This is a genomic window from Nocardioides pinisoli, from assembly GCF_024199985.1.
GTDB classification, from domain to species: Bacteria; Actinomycetota; Actinomycetes; order Propionibacteriales; family Nocardioidaceae; genus Nocardioides; species Nocardioides pinisoli.
This window is the reverse complement of record NZ_JANARS010000002.1, coordinates 32228-49827: the sequence shown is the minus strand read 5'-3', so window position 1 is coordinate 49827 and position 17600 is coordinate 32228. Positions and strand designations below refer to the sequence as shown.

Genomic DNA, 17600 nt, shown 5'->3' with positions numbered 1-17600 from the left:
CGACGCGTCAGCCCGCGATGCGGTAGCGGCGCTCGGGGCGTCCCGCCCCGCCGTACTGCAGGCGCACGACGGCGGCACCGCGGGCGACGAAGTGCTCGAGGTAGCGGCGCGCAGAGACCCGGGAGATGCCGACGAGGTCGGCGCACTCCCCCGCGGACAGCTCCCCGGCGTCGCGCAGCGCGCCCTGCACGGCCTCGGCGGTCTCCGGGCTGAGTCCCTTCGGCAGGCTCACGGGCACCGACGGCGCGGCGCCGGCCGCCCCGAAGACCGCGTCGATGTCGTCCTGGCCGGGCGCGCCCGATCCGGACAGGGCCAGGTGCGCGGCCCGGAACGACTCGAGGCGCACCTGCAGGTCCTCGTAGTCGAAGGGCTTCACGAGGTAGTGCACCGCGCCGCCGGCCGCCGCCGCGCGGACCGTGTCGGCCTCGCGCGCCGCGGTGACCATCAGCACGCCGACGTCGTCGCCGGCGGCGCGCAACCGGCGGAGCACGTCGATGCCGGTCATGTCGGGCAGGTGGACGTCGAGCAGCAGGAGGTCGGGGCGCAGCCGGGCAGTGTCGTCGAGCGCGGCCTGTCCAGTGCTGGCGACCCCGACCACCTCGAACCCCTCGGTCCGCTCGACGAACTGGGTGTGGATGCGCGCGACCATGAAGTCGTCGTCGACGACGAGCACGCCCAGCGCACCGGCCGCTCCGGTCATGCCTCCACCCCCACTCCCGCACCCGGCAGCCGCGCCTCGAACACCGCGCCCGAGCCGTCCGGGCCGGGGCGGACGGTGACGGCGCCGCCCCGACGCTCGCAGACCACCTGGACCAGCGCCAACCCGACACCCCGGCCCTCCACGGTCGATGCCTTGGTGCTCCACCCCCGACGGAAGATCTCCCCCACCATCTCCGGCCGCACGCCGGGCCCGGTGTCCGCGACGGAGAGGCGTACGACGTCCCCGTCGAGGCGCACGTCGACCTCGACCGTCGCGCCACCGACCGACACGGAGGCGTCGACGGCGTTGTCGACGAGGTTGCCCAGCACCGTGCCGACGTCGGTCGACGCCTCCGGGTCGAGGCGGGGCAGGTCGCTCTCGGCGGCCATGCGCAGGTCGACCCCGCGCTCCGCGGCGAGGCTGGTCTTGGCGATGAGGAGCGCGGCCACGGCGGGGTCCTCGACGTGCGCCGTCACGGCGTCGGAGATGTCCCGGCGGCGCCGGCTCAGGGTGCCGACGAGCCGCGACACCTCGTCGTACTCCCCCAGCTGGACGAGCCCGGAGATCGTGTGCAGCTGGTTGTGGAACTCGTGGGTCTGGGCGCGCAGGGTGTTGGTGATCGACTCGCGCGCGCTGAGCTCGCTCTGGAGCGCGAGCAGCTCGGTGCGGTCGCGCAGCGTGGTCACGGACGCGACCCGCCGACCTCCCTCGACCACCGGGTTGCGGTTGACGACGAGCACGCGCTCGCCCAGGACGACGACGTGGTCACGGATCTCGGCGTCGTCGGCGAGCAGGTCGCGCACGGCCGGGTCGAGCTCGAGGTCGTCGACGCGTCGCCCCTCGACGTCGCCGTCGAGGCCGATGAGCTCGCGGGCACTGTCGCTCACGACGGTGATCGTGCCGTCCACCGAGACCGCGACGACCCCTTCGCGGATCGAGTGGAGGAGCGCCTCGCGCTGGTCGGCCAGCGCGGCGATGGCCGCCGGCTCCAGTCCGCGCGTACGCCGTCGGATCAGGCGCGACAGCAGGAACGAGCCGGCCACCCCGAGCGCCAGGCCCAGCCCCGCGAACGTGAGCAGGTCCGGCAGCACGCTGCGCGCTCGCTCGGACCACGTGGGGTACTCCTCAGCCACCATCGCGATGCCGACGAGCTCGAGCTTGCGGTTGATGATCGGCACCTGCGCCGCGATCGACGGTGTGCCGAAGTCGTCGACGTCACCGGTCCAGGGACGCAGGCGCTCCCCCGGGCTCCCGAGCAGGTCGAGCCGCTCGCCGCGGCCCGCGAAGTCGCTGCTGACCAGGACCGTCCCGTCCGGGGCGGCGAGGTAGACCCCGCTCGCCCGGTCGCTGTCGCGCACCTGCTGGGTGATCGTGGCGAGGGCCCCGCGGTTGTCGGCGACGGTGCCCGTCCGGAAGGACAACCGCACGAACTTGTGGTTGGCGAGGCGCTCCGCCGCGTCGCGCATCTCGGAACCCCGCGTGTCCCGGAAGTCCGCGTCGCTCTGCTGCACCGACACGATGCTCGCCACGGCGACGACCACGAGCAGCACCGTCAGCTGCAGCACCAGGAACTGGCCGGCGAGGGTCGCCGGCCACCACCGCGAGCGTGACCACAAGTTCCACAACCTCCATTGCTTTCCCAAGCGTGACGGGCACCACACGCAGTCTCCACCATCGTCGTGGCGGACCTCGCGGGCCGCTCCAGACAGACGAGAGATCGGAGTGCACATGAGGCGCCGAAGGACGACGCGGGCCATCGCCACGGTGGTGGCCCTCGGCAGCACGCTGGTGCTGGCGACCGGCTGCGGGGTGACCCGCGGCGACGAGAGCCGTGACCTCACCATGCTGATCCCCAACAGCCCCGGCGGCGGCTACGACCAGACCGGGCGCGCCGCAGTGGCGGTGATGGAGAACGGCGACATCACCGGCGGCTCGTTCGAGGTCACCAACGTGATCGGGGCCGGCGGGTCGGTCGCGATGACGCGGCTGATGAACGCCGAGGGCGACGAGCGCACCCTGATGACCGCCGGCCTCGGCGTCGTCGGGTCGCTCTACTCCTTCGGTGCGCCCTACGCGATGGACGACGCGACCCCGCTTGCCCAGCTGATCGAGGACCAGGAGGGCGTCCTCGTCCCCGCCGACTCGCCGTACGAGACGATCGACGACCTCGTGCAGGCGTGGCAGGACGACCCGTCAGCCATCGTCGTCGGCGGGGGGTCCTCCCCGGGCGGCCCCGACCACCTGTTCCCGATGCAGCTCGCCAGCGCCGTGGACATCGACCCGCGCGAGGTGCGCTACGTGCCGTACGACGGCGGCGGTCCGCTGACCAGCGCACTGCTCGGCGACAAGATCGACGTCGGCTTCTCTGGCGTCGGCGAGTTCGCGGGTCAGCTCTCCTCCGGCGAGCTGCGGCTGCTGGCCGTGTCCGGCGAGGAGCGGCTCGAGGGCGAGGGCATCAGCGACGCGCCCACCCTCACGGAGGCGGGCATCGACCTGGTCTTCACCAACTGGCGCGGCGTCTGGGCGCCCCCCGGCATCAGCGAGGAGCGGCGCGACGAGCTCATCGCGATGCTCGAGGAGATGCACGAGACCCCCGAGTGGCAGCAGGCCCTCGAGGACAACGGCTGGATCGACGAGTTCAAGACCGGCGACGACTTCACCCAGTTCCTGCAGGAACAGGACGAGCGCGTCGCCACCACCCTCGAGGAGCTGGAGCTGCTGTGAGCACACCACTCGACACCCACCCGGGCACCCCGGGCGCCCCCGCGGGCCCGGCGGCGCCCCGGCGCGACATGGCGCAGCTCGGCCTGGCGGCCGCGCTCGTCGTGGTCGGCGCCTACACCGTCTACGACGCCACCACGCTGCGCATCGGGTTCGGCGACCCGGTCGGGCCGCGCGTCTTCCCCTACGTCATCGGCGCCGTGACGGTCCTGCTCGGCGGTCTGCTGGTGCTCGCCACCCTGCGCGGCGACGTCCCGGAGGCCGAGGGCGGCGAGGACGTCGACCTGCGCCAGCCGGCCGACTGGATCACCGTCCTCAAGCTCGTCGGCGTCCTGATGTTCACGGTCCTGACGGTCTCGTTCCTCGGCTGGGCCATCAGCGGCGCGGTCCTCTTCGTCGGGTCGGCCTGGTCGCTCGGCAGCCGCACCCTGGTCCGCGACGTCATCGTCGGCCTGGTGCTGTCGGTGACCAGCTGGTACGCCTTCCACGAGGGCCTCGGCGTCATCCTGCCGGCCGGGATCCTGGACGGGGTGCTCTGATGGACAACCTCTCCCTGCTCATGGACGGCTTCGGATCCGTCCTCACCCCGCAGAACCTGCTCTTCGCCTGCATCGGCGTGCTGCTGGGCACCTTCGTCGGTGTGCTGCCCGGCATCGGGCCGGCCATGGCCGTGGCGCTGCTGCTCCCTGTCACCTACGGCCTCGACCCGATCGGCGCCTTCATCATGTTCGCCGGCATCTACTACGGCGGCATGTACGGCGGCTCGACGACGTCGATCCTGCTCAACACCCCGGGCGAGTCCGCCTCGGTGATGACCGCGCTCGAGGGCAACCTGATGGCACGGGCGGGACGGGCGTCGCAGGCACTCGCCACCGCGGCGATCGGCTCCTTCATCGCCGGCACCATCGGCACCCTGCTCGTCGTCTTCTTCGCCCCTGCGCTGGCCTCGGTCGCGGTCGAGATCGGGGCGCCGTCCTACTTCGCCCTCATGGTGCTCGCGATGATCATGGTGACCAGCGTGCTCGGCGGGTCGCCGCTGCGCGGCTTCATCGCGCTCTTCATCGGGCTGACCATCGGCCTCGTCGGCCTCGACCTCAACACCGGCCAGCCGCGGCTCAGCTTCGACCAGCCGCTGCTGGCGGACCGGATCGACGTGGTCGTGGTGGCGGTCGGCATCTTCGCCCTCGGCGAGGCGCTGTGGGTGGCCGCCCACCTGCGCCGCAGTCCCCTGCACGTGATCCCCGTCGGCCGTCCGTGGATGGGCCGGGAGGACCTGCGGCGCTCGTGGGGCCCGTGGCTGCGCGGCACGGCGTACGGCTTCCCGTTCGGTGCGCTGCCCGCCGGCGGTGCGGAGATCCCGACGTTCCTGTCCTACCTGACCGAGAAGCGCATCGCGAAGCGCAAGGGCGTCGACGAGTTCGGCAAGGGCGCCATCGAGGGAGTCGCCGGGCCCGAGGCCGCCAACAACGCCTCGGCCGCCGGCACCTTCGTCCCGCTCCTGGCGCTCGGCCTGCCGGTCACCGCGACCTCCGCGGTCATGCTCGCGGCCCTCCAGGGCTACGGCATCGAGCCCGGCCCGGGCCTGATGACCGACCAGCCCGAGCTGGTGTGGGCGCTGCTGGCCAGCCTGCTGATCGGCAACGCGCTGCTGCTGGTGCTCAACCTGCCGCTCGCCCCCGTGTGGGCCAAGCTGCTGCGGATCCCCCGGCCCCAGCTCTACGCCGGCATCCTCTTCTTCGCCGCCCTCGGGGCCTACGCCGCCAACCTCCAGGCCTTCGACCTGTTCCTGCTGGTGCTGCTCGGCCTGCTCGGCCTGGCCATGCGCCGCTTCGGCCTCCCGGTGCTGCCGCTGATCCTCGGCGTCATCCTCGGTCCGCTGATGGAGTACCGACTCCGCGAGGCGATGGCGATCTCCGGTGGCGAGGTCTCCGGGCTCTGGAGCGAGCCCCTCGCCGTGGTCATCTACGTGGTCGTCGCGATCGCCGTCGTCGTCCCGCTGGCGGTCCGCCGGATCCGCCCGACCCCGGCCGCCGTGGCCGATGGGCTCGACAGCCCCGCCGACGAAGAGGAGAAGGTGCGATGAGCCAGCCGGCAGCAGTGACGATCGTGGTGGGCTGGACGCCCGACGAGTTCGGCGAGGTCGCGCTGCACCGCGGCGTCGAGGAGGCGAGGCTGCGGGGCGGACGCGTCGTGGTGGTCAACGCCACCCGTGGCGACGCGCTGGTCGACGACCGCTACGCAGACGAGGACCAGCTCACCGCGCTCGCGGCCGAGCTGGGCGCGGCGGGCCTCGAGGTCGACGTACGCCGCTCGATGGGCGCCGACGTCGGCGACCAGGTGCTCGCGGTCGCCGACGACGTCTCCGCCGACCTGGTCGTGATCGGCCTGCGGCGCCGCTCGCCGGTGGGCAAGCTGCTCATGGGCAGCGTCGCCCAGCGCATCCTGCTCGGCGCGGACTGCGCCGTGCTGGCGGTGAAGCCGGCCGGCTGACCGACGCGGGCGCATCGAGAACGACGTTCGGCCGGGGTGGTCGCCCACCCCGGCCGAACGATGCTGCTGCGTGCCAGACCTCAGCTGGGTTCAGCTGGCGACGGCCTCGTGGTCGTGGTCGTGCCCGTCGTCACCGCCGAGAGGCCCGGCGAAGGTGTGCTCCGGACCGGCGGGAGCCGGGACGGTGAACCTGCCGGGCACGTTGCGGCCCTCGACCCCGTTGACGCCCTCGGTCGAGTAGGCGTAGGTGAGCACGGCGAACGCCACCGCGTCGGAGTTGACGTCCAGCGCCTCCTGGTTGACGTTGTCGATCGTGTCGCAGGCCAGGTGGTAGCACTGGTCGAACGACTCGCCGGCGACACCACCCCAGATCGCCTGCTGCTGCGGGGTCTTGACGACCTCCGCACCCGTGAAGAGGCCGCCGGACGGGATGCCGTTGTTGATGAAGGCCTGGTAGTCGCTACGGCCGCTGAACGCCGAGTCGTCGTACGGCTCGCTGCGCACGGTGTAGAACGACTCCAGCGTCTCCTCGATGTGCTCCGACCCCTCCGGCACCGGCACGGGCGCCACGAAGCTCGACTCGTCGGCGTCGTAGATGCCGAAGTAGTAGTTCGGCGAGCCGATCATGTCGAAGTTCAGGTAGAGCGCGATCTCGTCCTTCTCGGCCTGGGTGCGCTGCGCGACCCAGGCAGACGAGCCGAGCAGACCGATCTCCTCGGCCCCCCACCAGGCGAAGCGCACGGTGTTGTGGGGCTTGGAGCCGCCCATGGCCTCGACCACGTCGAGCAGGCCGGAGGATCCGCTGCCATTGTCGTTGATGCCCGGGCCCGCCGGCACCGAGTCGAGGTGCGCGCCGGCCATGACGACGTTGTCGTCGACCTCGCCCTTCAGCTCGCCGATCACGTTGTAGTCGGTCACCTCGCGGAACTCGACGGCCACCCGTGCCGTCGAACCGGCCGCGGCAAGGGACTGACCGGCGGCGAAGCTGGTGCCGACCACGGGGATGTCGACGACGGTCGGGTTCTCGGGAGTCGGCGACAACGTCGGGCTGATCACGCCGAAACGGTCTCCAGCGGACGCGTCGCCCTGGTTGAAGATGACGACCCCGGACGCACCCGCCTGCTCGGCGTTGACCGCCTTGACTGCGAACGGGCAGGTGCCGCGCTGCACCAGTGCGATCGCGCCGGCAGGGAAGCCAGCGAAGTCTGCTGCCTCGCAGCCGCTGGTGTTGGCGCGGGTCCCGCTCAGGTTGACGTCGACCGGCACCACGGCAGCGGTCACGTCTCCCTCGCCCGTGCCTGTCGCACCGGCGTGGGGGTGCGCCGCCGACGTCGGCGTGAGCTGCTGGAGCACCGTGTCCGTGGCGTTGTAGGTGAACGGCACGACGTCGGCCGACCAGCCCGACTTCTCGAGCACCTCGACGACGTAGTCGACGCTGGCCTGGTAGCCGGGCGTGTCGGTGGCGCGGGTGCCGCCGTTGGCGTCCGCGATGGCCTGGAAGGCCTCGAGGTGCTTGGTGACACCCTCGGCCGAGACGCACTCGAGGAGCTTCGAGTACGTGTTGTTGTTGCGGCTGTCGCACGCCTTGTCGGCAGGTGCCGCGGCCGAGGACGAGGCCGTCAGCGGCACCGCCGCTCCCGCGGTGGCAACCATCAGACCGGCTGCCGCAACGCCCAGAGATCGTCCAGAACGTCTGCTGACCATAGAGGACTCCTTTGTCGCTCATTCATGAAGCGCAGGCACTCGGGTAGTCGCCCGCGGCGCTCAACCTATGCGCCCGGGCCCGGCATGACTAGGGATGTGTTGGCCCGAACGGGCCATGCCGCGTCCCCCGACCGGATCACCACGCGTCGGACCGGGGAGTGCTGCGGGATGATCAGGCCGGTTCCCGGGCCTCGCGGCGCCGCTGCCGGATGACCAGCGCGGCTGCGCCGGACAGCAGCACGACCGCTGCCGGGACGACGACGCCGCGGAGCGCGTCGTCCGGGGCGGGGTCGGACGACGAGGAGGACGCGCGGGCCGCGGCCTCCTCGTCGCCTGTCACGGGAGTGCCCTCGCCGACCTCGAACCGGATCTCGCCGGCGATCTCGTGACCGTCGGAGGACAGCACGTCGTAGGTGAGGGTGTAGTCGCCGTCGGGCCCCGCCCACAGGTTCTGGCGCACCTCCGCCCCGACGGCGGTCGCCTCGCCGTTGGCGACGCTGCCGTCCGGGCCGGTGACGGTGACCGCGTGGACCTCGGCGACCGCGCCGGTGAAGGTGAGGACGGCGCGCGAGGGCAGCGTCTCCAGCACGCCCGACTCCGAGGGATCGGAGGAGAGCAGCTCCTCGTGGGCCGCGGCCGGCGGCCCCCACGCGACCAGGGCGAGGAGGGCGAGGAGGGCGAGGCCGGCCAGGGCCGGTCGCGGTGAGGCGGTGCTCACGCCCCGAGTCCTGCCCGCCACGCGACGAGGTCGTCCCACTGCTGGGCCAGGCGGTGCTCGGTGGCCCCGACCGGGTCCTTGAAGAAGAAGGCGAGCTCGGGGAGCGGTCCCGAGCGCCCAGCGGCGTGGGCGGCGGCCACCAGGCGCGCGAGGTCGAGGACGAGCGGGGCGGCCAGGGCGGAGTCGCAGCCCTCCCAGGTGAGCTGGAGCGTCATGCGGGTGCCGAGGAACCCGTCGAACCGCACGTGGTCCCACGCGGTCTTCCACTCCCCCAGGTCCTCGACCTGGTCGATGTGCATCGGCCCGGGGACCGCCCGGCCGACGATGGCGTCGAGGCCGCTGCGCTTGGCGACGGTCTTGCTCCGCGCGGCCTCCGGGTCGGCGAGGGTCGCCCCGTCACCGCCGCCGAGCAGGTTGACCGAGGTCCACGACCGCAGGGCGAGCGACCGCATCACGAACATCGGCGCCAGGGCCGACTTGAGCAGCGTCTCGCCGGTCTTGCCGTCGCACCCGGCCCAGGGCAGGCCGCTGCGTCGTGCCGCCTCGACCACGACCGGGAGGCGCAGGCACGGGCTGGGGGTGAACGACACGAAGGGAGCGCCGGCGCGGAAGGCGGCCAGCGCGTAGACCGCTCCGACGGGCAGCGCGTCGTCGACGGTCGTCATCGCGTCGGGGTCGGGGACCGGCGGCTGCGTGCTGGCGACGTCGACCACGACCACCCGGTCCAGGTGGTGCCGGTCGCGGAAGTCGGTGATGTCGGCGGCGAGCCGCTCGACCGCCTCGGCGACGGGCGCAGAGCCCGTGGCGTGCCCCGGGCGCACCTCGGCGTCGACGGCCTCGAGGTGCGCGCGGGTGGCGTCCACGTGGGCGGGCGGCACGACACCGCCCGCCGCGAGCTCCTCGGCCCGCTTGGGCAGGGACTGGGGACTGACGTCGTGGCCGCCGAAGACCAGCTCTGACAGAGGCGGGAGGCCGTCGGGCCGCAGCTCCGGGAGCTCGGTCACGAGAGCGGTGGTCGGTGCGAGGCCATGCGCCACGGCGTGTGCACCGACCACCGCTGTGGTGGCCACCGAGCCCCGCGCCCCCACGAACCACACGCCTGTCCTGGCCGTCACCTCGGGCGTGGTGTTCATGGTCGTCCTCCTTCGGAGGGATGGGCGGGAGCCGCAGTGGACATCAGGGGGCCGTCAGGAGGCCATCAGGGAGCCGTCAGGGAGCCGTCAGGACGAGGTCGAGAAGGCGGCGTCGAAGGCGGCGGTCGGTGCGTCGAAGGCCAGGCGCCGCACGAACTCCAGCGCCTCCGGAGCACCGACGAGGCGGTCCATGCCGGCGTCCTCCCACTCCACCGAGATGGGGCCGTCGTAGCCGATCGTGTTGAGCATCCGGAAGCACGCCTCCCACGGCACGTCGCCGTGGCCGGTCGACACGAAGTCCCACCCGCGGCGGGGGTCGGCCCATGCCAGGTGGGAGCCCATCCGACCGTTGCGGCCGTTGCCGACCTGCTTCTTCGCGTCCTTGCAGTCGACGTGGTAGATCCGGTCCTTGAAGTCCCACAGGAAGCCGACCGGGTCGAGGTCCTGCCAGACGAAGTGCGACGGGTCCCAGTTGAGGCCGAAGGCCTCGCGGTGGTCGATCGCCTCGAGCGCGGCCACGGTGGTCCAGTAGTCGTAGGCGATCTCGGAGGGGTGCACCTCGTGGGCGAATTTCACGCCCTCGCTGTCGAAGACGTCGAGGATCGGGTTCCACCGGTCGGCGAAGTCCTGGTAGCCGGCGTCGACGAGGGCCTGGGAGGCCGGCGGGAACATCGCGACGTACTTCCAGATCGACGACCCGGTGAAGCCGACGACGACGTCGACCCCGAGCTTGCGCGCGGCCCGCGCGGTCATCTTCATCTCCTCCGCGGCGCGCTGGCGCACGCCCTCGGCGTCACCGTCGCCCCAGATGCGGTCCGGGAGGATGTCGCGGTGGCGGGCGTCGATCGGGTCGTCGCAGACCGCCTGGCCCTTGAGGTGGTTGCTGATGGCGAAGACCTGCAGGTCGTACTTCTTCAGCATCTCCAGCTTGGCGGGGACGTAGGACTCGTCCTCGACCGCTGCCCACGGGTCGAAGTGGTCGCCCCAGCAGGCCAGCTCGAGGCCGTCGTAGCCCCAGCCGGAGGCGAGCTTGCACATCTCCTCGAACGGCAGGTCGGCCCACTGGCCGGTGAACAGGGTGACGGGGCGTGGCATGTGTGCTCCTCAGGTGTAGTGGTGGTGCATTTCGGCTGGTGGTGCGGGTGGTGCGGTTCGTCCGGTTGCCTGTCGGCGGCGCGGACCGGTGCCGGGACGGAGCGCCGTGTCCCGGCACCGGCCGCTTGCGGGCGGCGCCTCGCGGCGCCACCCCCGCCCGGCCGGGGGCCCGGCCTCCGGCTCGCACGCAGGGCCGATCCTGCGTACGCGCCGGTTCACCTCACCCGGGGGTGACGTGGTGGCCGAGCCGTCCGACGTCGGACGTCTTGTGCTCGGACCGGCGCCTACAGCTGCGACTTCAGCGTGCGCGACAGGCGCTTGAGTGCGAGCCTCACCTCCTTGTCGTCGACGCGCTTGGCGAGCTTGGAGAAGCGCTTGAGCGACCGCAGGGCCTCTCGCACGTCCTTGCGCTTCTCGGCCTGCTTGGCCGCCTTCAGCTCCTTCTTGAGCTTGGTGGCGAGCCTGGGGCCGACGGCGCCCTCGTCGTCGAGCCGGTCGACGAGCTTGCGGGCCTTGCCGTGGGTCGGCGCGAGCACCCGGAAGCGGACCGTCTGCGAGGCCTGGTTGCCGGCCTCGTCGACGGCGGTGACCTCCAGGAGGTGCCGGCCCGGCCGCAGCGACATCGCGTCGAGGCGTACGGGTGCGTCGACCACCTTGCCGTCGAGCCGGACGACCTCCCGGGCCGCTCCGGACGTCGCGTCCGCGACCGCCACGCGAGCCGTGCGGACCGCGGACACGTCGAGCCCGGCCCCGTCGGCGATGCCGGCGACCGTCACCGTGGGCGCCGTGGCGTCCATCTTGATGGTGGTCGTCTCGATCGCCGAGGTCTTGCCGGCGGCGTCGGTCGCCCGGGCCTGGACCCGGGTGATGCCGTCACCGGTGACCTGGAACGGCGCGGTGTACGCCGTCCAGGGGCCGTTGTCGATGCGGTACTCCACGACCAGCTTCCCCTCACCGCCGGCACCCGCGAGGGTGACCGTGACCGGCGAGGTGAACCAGTTGCTGCGACCGTTGGCGGCAGCCGGCGTCGTGGTCAGGGTGACCGTCGGCTTGGCACCCGGCTCGGGCTCGGGCTCCGGGTCGGGGTCGTCGCCCTTCGGGACCACGACCTCGAAGTCACCGGTCGTCTCGTTGCCCGCAGCGTCGGTCGCCGTGTAGGCCACCACGTGCTCGCCGGGCTCGGAGATCTCGAACGGACCGTCGTAGTCGGTCTCGGCGCCGCCGTCCACCGTGTAGGTGAGCGAGGCGACCTCGACGTCGTCCGAGGCGTCCAGGACCACGGTGCCGGCCCCGGTCAGCTCGAGGTCGATGCACCCGATGATGGCACCGCCCCGGTGCAGGGCCAGGATGCCGCCCTCGATGCGCGGTGCCCACGCGACGGTGGCCTCCGCGTAGGACGTGCCGTCGGCCTCGGCCTCGATCCGGGCGTCGCCCGACTCGGGGTCCCATCCGGGGTTGGTCGGCCACAGCTCGTTGGGCGGGGTCCCCGCACCGTCCGGGTCGTCACGGTAGTGACCCTCGAACCCGCCGCACGTCGTGCCGACGTGCAGGTGGGACTCGTAGTCCTCCTCGGGGTCGAGGCCCGCGAGCTCGAGCTGCACCGTGGTGGTGTAGCCGTCACCGTCGGGCGCCGAGACCATCGTGGCCTCGCCGCTGACGCCGCTGCTGGCCTGGTCGACCAGCTCACCGGCGTAGGAGCCGAGAACCGTGGCACCGACCTCCGGCGCCGTGGTGTCGTCCGGCTCCTCGGCCGGTACGACGACCTCGACCTCGCCGGTCGCGCGGTTGCCCGCCGCGTCGGTGGCGCGGTAGTGCACGACGTAGGTGCCGGGCTCGTCGAAGGTCAGCGGCGCGGTGTAGGTCTCCCACGTCGTGGCGTCGTCGATCCGGTACTCGATGGTCGCCGCACCCGAGTCGTCGGTGGCGGTGATGGTGACCGTCTTGGTCGTGTCGCCGGTGACGGCGGCCTCGACCTCCGGGTCGGTGGTGTCGCCCGGCTCCTCGCCACCCGGCTCGCAGGTGTCGTCCTCACCGAGGGTGAAGAAGTCGAAGCTCGCCGTGATCCCGGCTCCGCCCGACTGGTTGGCGGCGGAGAGGAGGCCGATCTTCGGGTCGGTGATGTCGGCGATGCTGTAGCCACCGGACATGTCCGTCCACGACTCGCCGTCGGTGCTGTAGCTGCCGAGGACCTCGTCGCCGTCCTCGCTGGTCAGCCGCAGCCAGACCGTCGTCGGGAAGCTCGCCCCGAGGCCCGGCGTGTTGGTCTCGACGGCAGTGGCGGCGGTCTCCCGCGCCGTCTGGATGATGTTGGACGCCGCGTTCGGGTCGGCGCTGCGGCCCTGGAACACGTGCTTGAGGTAGTTGTCGTCGTCTCCGTAGATGAGCAGTCCTGCCGACTGGTAGGACCGGTTGATGGGCGCGGTGACCTTGGTGGTCGCCACGAACGGGCCGTCGGGGAGGTCCGTCAGCACCAGGTCACGAGCGGTGTTCGTGGTCTGGTAGAGGTCGGTGGCCTCCATCGGGATCTTCACCGAGCCGCCCGACACCGTGAGGTTGCCGCTGGGGCGGACCGTCGTCCAGTCCGAGTCGAGCGCGTTGCCGTCGAAGTCCTCCGCGAGGCACGGCGGGGTGCAGTCGACAGCGGTGTCGTCGGGGGTGATGGTGAAGTAGTCGAACTCCGCGGTGATGTTGTCAGCCGCGGCCGCAGCCGTGCTGCCGAGGGCGAGCAGGCCGACCTTCGGTGCGGTGATGCCGGTCAGGTCGCGCGGGGCGGCCGTCCCGTTGGCCGTCGTGATCGGGAGCCAGGTGGCCCCGTCGGTGCTGTAGGTGGGAGTGACGACGTTGCCGTCGGTGCTCGTCATCCGCAGCCACACGGTGTCGGGGAAGGTCGCGCCGAGCGCCGTGGAGTTGGACTCCGACGCCGTGCTGTTGACCTCCTTGGCGAACTGGATGACGTTGGCCGCCTTGCTGCCCGCCGCGGCCGTGGAACGACCGGAGTAGACGAGCTTGAGGTAGTTGTTGTCATCGCCGTAGACGATCAGGCCGCCCTGCTGGTAGCCGCGGACGGCAGGCAGCGTGACCTTCGTCGTGACCTCGAACGCCCCCGCCGGCAGGTCCTGCAGGACGATGTTCGGCGCGGTGTTCGTGGTCTGGTAGATGTCGGCGTTGGTGATCGGGATGTTGAGCGTCCCGTCCGCCACGGTGAGCGACTGGTTCACCCGGACGCTCCTGTTCCAGCGCTCGGTGTCGAGGGCGTTGCCCACGAAGTCGTCGGAGCGTCCGCTGAAGCAGATGTCCTTGGCGGCCGTCGCCGTGATCTCCGTCGTGCGGGTGGTCTTGGCCCCCCGCGCGTCGGTGACCGTCAGCGAGACCACGTACTTGCCCGGAGCGGTGTAGGTGTGGCTGGGGTTGGCCTGGGTGGAGGTCGAGGCCTCGCCGTCGCCGAACTTCCAGGCATACGTGACCGGGGTGTCACCGTCCGGGTCCGTCACGGTGCTCGTGAACTGGACCGGCAGGGGCACCTCGCCCGAGGTCGTGCTGGCGTTGATGGCCACCGTGGGCGGCTGGTTGTCGGTGACGCCGCGGCCGTTGAACTCGAGCCAGTTGACGTTGGCGCCACCCGTGGTGGCGACGAAGTACAGCGGCTCGCTGGTCGTCGTCGCACCCGTGAACGTCGTCGAGACGTTCTGGTAGGTCTGCGCGCCACCGGTGTTCGGCACCGCCAGGGTCCCGATCGCGGTGCCCGTGGGCGAGCCCTGACGCACCTCGAAGGTGGCGCCGGCCGTCGTGGAGGCGGCCCGCATGGTCACCCCGGCGATCCCGGTGAGGTTCATGACGTCCCAGGCGAACCAGTCACCGGTCTCGACGCCGGTGACGTTGAGGCCGCCGCCGGTGTCGGTGGTCGTCTGGGTCGTGACGCCGGCCGTGCCGGCACCTGTGCCCACCCGACCGGTCTTGTCGAAGAACTCGGCCTCCTTGTGCTTGGTGTGGAGGACGATGCCGTCGACGCCCGTCAGCGCACCGGCGACGCCGGCGCCCTTGTCGGTGTAGGTCGCCTTGATGGTGCCGAAGATGTTGGCACCCGAGTGGCCGGTGTCACCGGGCAGCGCCAGGGTGCCGGTGCAGCCCTGGTACTGCTCGTAGTCGTGCGAGTGCTGGTCGTGTCCGAGGCCGGGCTGCACGACGACCTTGCTGCAGTCGATCGTCCCGTCCTCGGGGTCGGTGACCTTGACCTCGTACTCCACGTAGTCGCCGAAGTCGAAGAAGCCCCCGTCCTTCGGCAGGACCAGCTCGACGGTCGGTGCGGTGTTGCCCGCGGTGATGTCGATGTTGGTCGAGCCCGTGCGGCCGTCGGCGTCGGTCACCGTCAGCTTGGCGGTGAAGTTGCCCGCCGTCGTGTAGGTGTGGCTGGCCTTCGCCGTCGTGGCGTCGACCGTGCCGTCGCTGTCGAAGTCCCACGCATAGGTGAGGCCCGTGGCGTCACCCGTGTCGGCGTCGAAGGACGTGCTCCCGTCGAACTGCACCGTCAGCGGTGCGGCACCGGACGTCTTGTCGGCGCTCGCCCGCGCGACCGGGGCACGGTTGCCCTCGACGTAGTCGATCCGGTAGACGCCGGAGTCGGAGTTGTTGCCGTTGAAGCCGCTTCCCCACTCGATCATGTAGAGGGCGCCGTCCGGGCCGAACTGGAGCGCGTGCGGACGGACCATCGGCAGCGTCGAGAGGAGCCGGTTGATGTCGGTGTAGTTGGTGCCGTCCTGGTTCACCTGCACCGTGAACAGCCGGCTGTTGTTCCAGTCGGCCCAGATCGCCTTCCGGTCGAAGTACTCCGGCCACTTGCGGTCCGACGCCAGGTCGGGGTCGTAGTCGTAGGTGCCGGAGGTCATCGGCGCGCCGCTGGCCCCGATCTCCGGGGTGCCGGTGATCGAGCCGTTGTTGCTCTGCCAGATGACGGCAGGCTTCGCCGCCGGCAGGTTGGTCAGACCCGTGTTGTTGGGCGAGTCGTTGACCGGCGCGTCACAGTTGAACGCAGCACCCGCGGTGCTGGTCGCGAAGTTGTAGTCGTTGTAGGGCGTGTTGTTGCCGACGCAGTAGGGCCAGCCGTAGTTGCCCGGCTCGTCCAGGATGTTCCACTCGACGCGGCCGTTGGGGCCCCGGGTGGCGCTCACCGAGCCGGCGTCGGGACCGTAGTCGGCGACGAGGATGTTGTTGTTCTGCTCGTCGAGGCCGATGCGGAACGGGTTGCGGAAGCCCATGGCGTAGATCTCGGGCCGCGTCTTCTCCGTACCGGGCGGGAAGAGGTTGCCGGCCGGGACGGTGTAGCCGCCGTCGGCGGAGGGCCGGATGCGCAGCACCTTGCCGTTGAGGCTGTTGGTGTTGCCCGAGGTGCGCTGGGCGTCCCACGCGCTGCGGTCGGGACGCTCGTCGATCGGGGTGTAGCCGCCGGAGTCGAACGGGTTGGTGTTGTCGCCGGTGGCGAGGTAGAGGTTCCCGTCGTTGTCGAACTCCATCGAGCCGCCCGCGTGGCAGCACTGGTCACGCTGTGTCGGGACGTCGAGGATCTTCACCTCGGAGCTCAGCTGCAGCGTGTCGCCCGACATGGTGAAGCGCGAGATGCGGTCCGTCGCCGCGGTGCCCGTCGGGGAGAAGTAGAGGAAGACGTGGTTGTTGGTGGCGAAGTCGGGGTCCAGGGCGATGCCCAGCAGACCGAACTCCTGACCGGTGTAGACCGGGATGGTGCCGGCCGTCACGACCGTGCCGTTGGGCTTGATGATGCGCACGGCGCCGTTGCGGTCGATGTAGAACACCCGGCCGTCCTCGGCGATCGCGAGCTCCATGGGGTTCGAGGTGTTCTCGTCGAGAGCGACCTTCTCGAAGCTGGAGGTCAGGGTTGCCTTGCAGTCGGAGTCCACGACGCCCGCGGCGGTCTGGATGCCACCGAGGATGTGGCCGAGGAACTTGGGGTCGACGAAGGAGGCCTCGGTGTGGCCCATCCCGGTGTACCAGCTGCGGCCGCCGTCGTAGTCCTGGCACCACGCGATCGGGTGCTCGGCCCCCATCGCACCGCCGCCCGGGGCGTACGTCGTCTCGTCCAGCGACGCCAGCACGTGGAGCTTGGTGCGGGGGTTGGCGGCCGGGTTGGTGCGGAAGTTGTACCACTCGTCGGTGCGCTGCCAGCGCGGCTCGATGCCGTGCGTGGAGGCGTGGGCCGGGTCCTCGACCTTGACGGTCGCGGTGGGGGTGCCCGCCGGGTGGTTGTTGAAGTAGGCGCCCACGAGCTGGCCGTACCACGGCCAGTCGTACTCGGTGTCGGAGGCCGCGTGGATGCCCGCGTAGCCGCCACCTGCCTGGATGTAGCGCTCGAAGGCCGCCTGCTCCGTCGCGTTCAGCACGTCACCGGTCGTCGAGAGGAAGATGACGACCTCGTACTGCTCGAGGTTGGCGTCGTTGAAGGCCGAGCTGTCCTCGGTCGCCGTCACCGTGAAGTTGTTGTCGGCAGCCAGCGTCTGGATGGCGGTGGTCGCCTCGTCGATGTTGGAGTGTCGGAACGCGGCGGTCTTGGAGAACAGGAGCGCGTCGAACGACTCCTCGGCCGCGGCGGCGGCGGACGCCTTCGGGTCGGCGGTCCACGGGACCGCGTCACCCAGCGTGCTCTCTGCCTCGGTCTTCTTCTGGTTCTTGCCGGTCCTGTCGGAGGCGGTCCGGTCGTCGGAGGAGGTGGCGGCGGAGAGCTCGGTGCTCGGCGCCGCGGAGGCCGCGGAGGCCAGCCCGATGGTCGCGCCCAGGGGCAGCGACACGATCAAGGCCATGGTGGAGCCGACCGCGACGCGGGAGCGCCTCTGCAGTCGCGTGATGAGTCTGTTCATCACGATCCCTTCTGTGGTGACGGATGTGCGCTCCATCAGGTCCGGGGCGGGTCCCCGGGCGTTCGGCCCTTGTCGTGCGGTCGTGCGGTCGTGCGGTGGTGCGGTCGTGCGGGGAACGGGTGGTCGGGTCGGGGGGTCTGGTCAGGGATCGGTCCGGGTGGACCGGGTGGGCCCGG

General features: G+C 71.4%; 11 protein-coding genes. 4 read left to right on the top strand and 7 right to left on the bottom strand.

Going from position 1 to position 17600, the window contains the following annotated elements; translation table 11 throughout:
* Positions 1 to 7: 7 nt before the first annotated feature.
* Both NCI01_RS04230 and NCI01_RS04225 read right to left on the bottom strand, forming a co-directional pair.
* Positions 8 to 700, bottom strand: a complete 693-nt coding sequence (locus NCI01_RS04230; protein WP_254180236.1) for a response regulator — start codon at positions 698 to 700, stop codon at positions 8 to 10.
* On the bottom strand, positions 697 to 2316 hold the full coding sequence (locus tag NCI01_RS04225) for a sensor histidine kinase (protein WP_254180235.1): 1620 nt from the start codon (positions 2314 to 2316) through the stop codon (positions 697 to 699). Before NCI01_RS04225 ends, NCI01_RS04230 begins: the two co-directional genes overlap by 4 nt.
* A gap of 112 nt (positions 2317 to 2428) precedes the next feature.
* Between NCI01_RS04225 and NCI01_RS04220 the strand changes: the two genes are divergently transcribed.
* Genes NCI01_RS04220 through NCI01_RS04205 form a run of 4 tightly spaced genes read left to right on the top strand, consistent with a single transcriptional unit; the run spans position 2429 to position 5911 of the window.
* Entirely contained in the window at positions 2429 to 3424 is a 996-nt protein-coding gene (locus NCI01_RS04220) for a Bug family tripartite tricarboxylate transporter substrate binding protein (protein ID WP_254180234.1), read from the top strand.
* Positions 3421 to 3960, top strand: coding sequence for a tripartite tricarboxylate transporter TctB family protein (locus NCI01_RS04215; RefSeq protein ID WP_254180233.1), 540 nt, complete (start codon positions 3421 to 3423; stop codon positions 3958 to 3960). Before NCI01_RS04220 ends, NCI01_RS04215 begins: the two co-directional genes overlap by 4 nt.
* The gene (locus tag NCI01_RS04210; protein ID WP_254180232.1) at positions 3960 to 5504 is read left to right on the top strand and encodes a tripartite tricarboxylate transporter permease; all 1545 of its coding nucleotides are present in this window, start codon (positions 3960 to 3962) and stop codon (positions 5502 to 5504) included. The genes NCI01_RS04215 and NCI01_RS04210 overlap by 1 nt, the downstream gene beginning before the upstream one ends.
* Complete coding sequence (locus tag NCI01_RS04205) at positions 5501 to 5911, top strand: universal stress protein (RefSeq protein ID WP_254180231.1); 411 nt, start codon at positions 5501 to 5503, stop codon at positions 5909 to 5911. Before NCI01_RS04210 ends, NCI01_RS04205 begins: the two co-directional genes overlap by 4 nt.
* A gap of 90 nt (positions 5912 to 6001) precedes the next feature.
* On the opposite strand, the gene NCI01_RS04200 is transcribed toward NCI01_RS04205, so the two are convergent.
* From NCI01_RS04200 to NCI01_RS04180, 5 genes are all read right to left on the bottom strand, one after another.
* On the bottom strand, positions 6002 to 7564 hold the full coding sequence (locus NCI01_RS04200) for a M20/M25/M40 family metallo-hydrolase (protein ID WP_254180230.1): 1563 nt from the start codon (positions 7562 to 7564) through the stop codon (positions 6002 to 6004).
* A gap of 223 nt (positions 7565 to 7787) precedes the next feature.
* Positions 7788 to 8333 (bottom strand): copper resistance CopC family protein, encoded by a 546-nt coding sequence (locus NCI01_RS04195; protein WP_254180229.1) that lies wholly within the window; start codon positions 8331 to 8333, stop codon positions 7788 to 7790.
* Positions 8330 to 9466 (bottom strand): inositol-3-phosphate synthase, encoded by a 1137-nt coding sequence (locus NCI01_RS04190; RefSeq protein WP_254180228.1) that lies wholly within the window; start codon positions 9464 to 9466, stop codon positions 8330 to 8332. The genes NCI01_RS04195 and NCI01_RS04190 overlap by 4 nt, the downstream gene beginning before the upstream one ends.
* Positions 9467 to 9553: 87 nt before the next feature.
* Complete coding sequence (locus tag NCI01_RS04185) at positions 9554 to 10561, bottom strand: sugar phosphate isomerase/epimerase family protein (RefSeq protein WP_254180227.1); 1008 nt, start codon at positions 10559 to 10561, stop codon at positions 9554 to 9556.
* Positions 10562 to 10845: 284 nt separating this feature from the next.
* Entirely contained in the window at positions 10846 to 17424 is a 6579-nt protein-coding gene (locus NCI01_RS04180) for a ThuA domain-containing protein (RefSeq protein WP_254180226.1), read from the bottom strand.
* Positions 17425 to 17600 lie beyond the last annotated feature (176 nt).

Coding starts and splice junctions, on each gene's coding strand:
- NCI01_RS04230 (WP_254180236.1), bottom strand. CDS start 700: ATGACCGGAGCGGCCGGTGCGCTGGGCGTGCTCGTCGTCGACGACGAC.
- NCI01_RS04220 (WP_254180234.1), top strand. CDS start 2,429: ATGAGGCGCCGAAGGACGACGCGGGCCATCGCCACGGTGGTGGCCCTC.
- NCI01_RS04210 (WP_254180232.1), top strand. CDS start 3,960: ATGGACAACCTCTCCCTGCTCATGGACGGCTTCGGATCCGTCCTCACC.
- NCI01_RS04205 (WP_254180231.1), top strand. CDS start 5,501: ATGAGCCAGCCGGCAGCAGTGACGATCGTGGTGGGCTGGACGCCCGAC.
- NCI01_RS04200 (WP_254180230.1), bottom strand. CDS start 7,564: ATGGTTGCCACCGCGGGAGCGGCGGTGCCGCTGACGGCCTCGTCCTCG.
- NCI01_RS04190 (WP_254180228.1), bottom strand. CDS start 9,466: ATGAACACCACGCCCGAGGTGACGGCCAGGACAGGCGTGTGGTTCGTG.
- NCI01_RS04185 (WP_254180227.1), bottom strand. CDS start 10,561: ATGCCACGCCCCGTCACCCTGTTCACCGGCCAGTGGGCCGACCTGCCG.
- NCI01_RS04180 (WP_254180226.1), bottom strand. CDS start 17,424: ATGAACAGACTCATCACGCGACTGCAGAGGCGCTCCCGCGTCGCGGTC.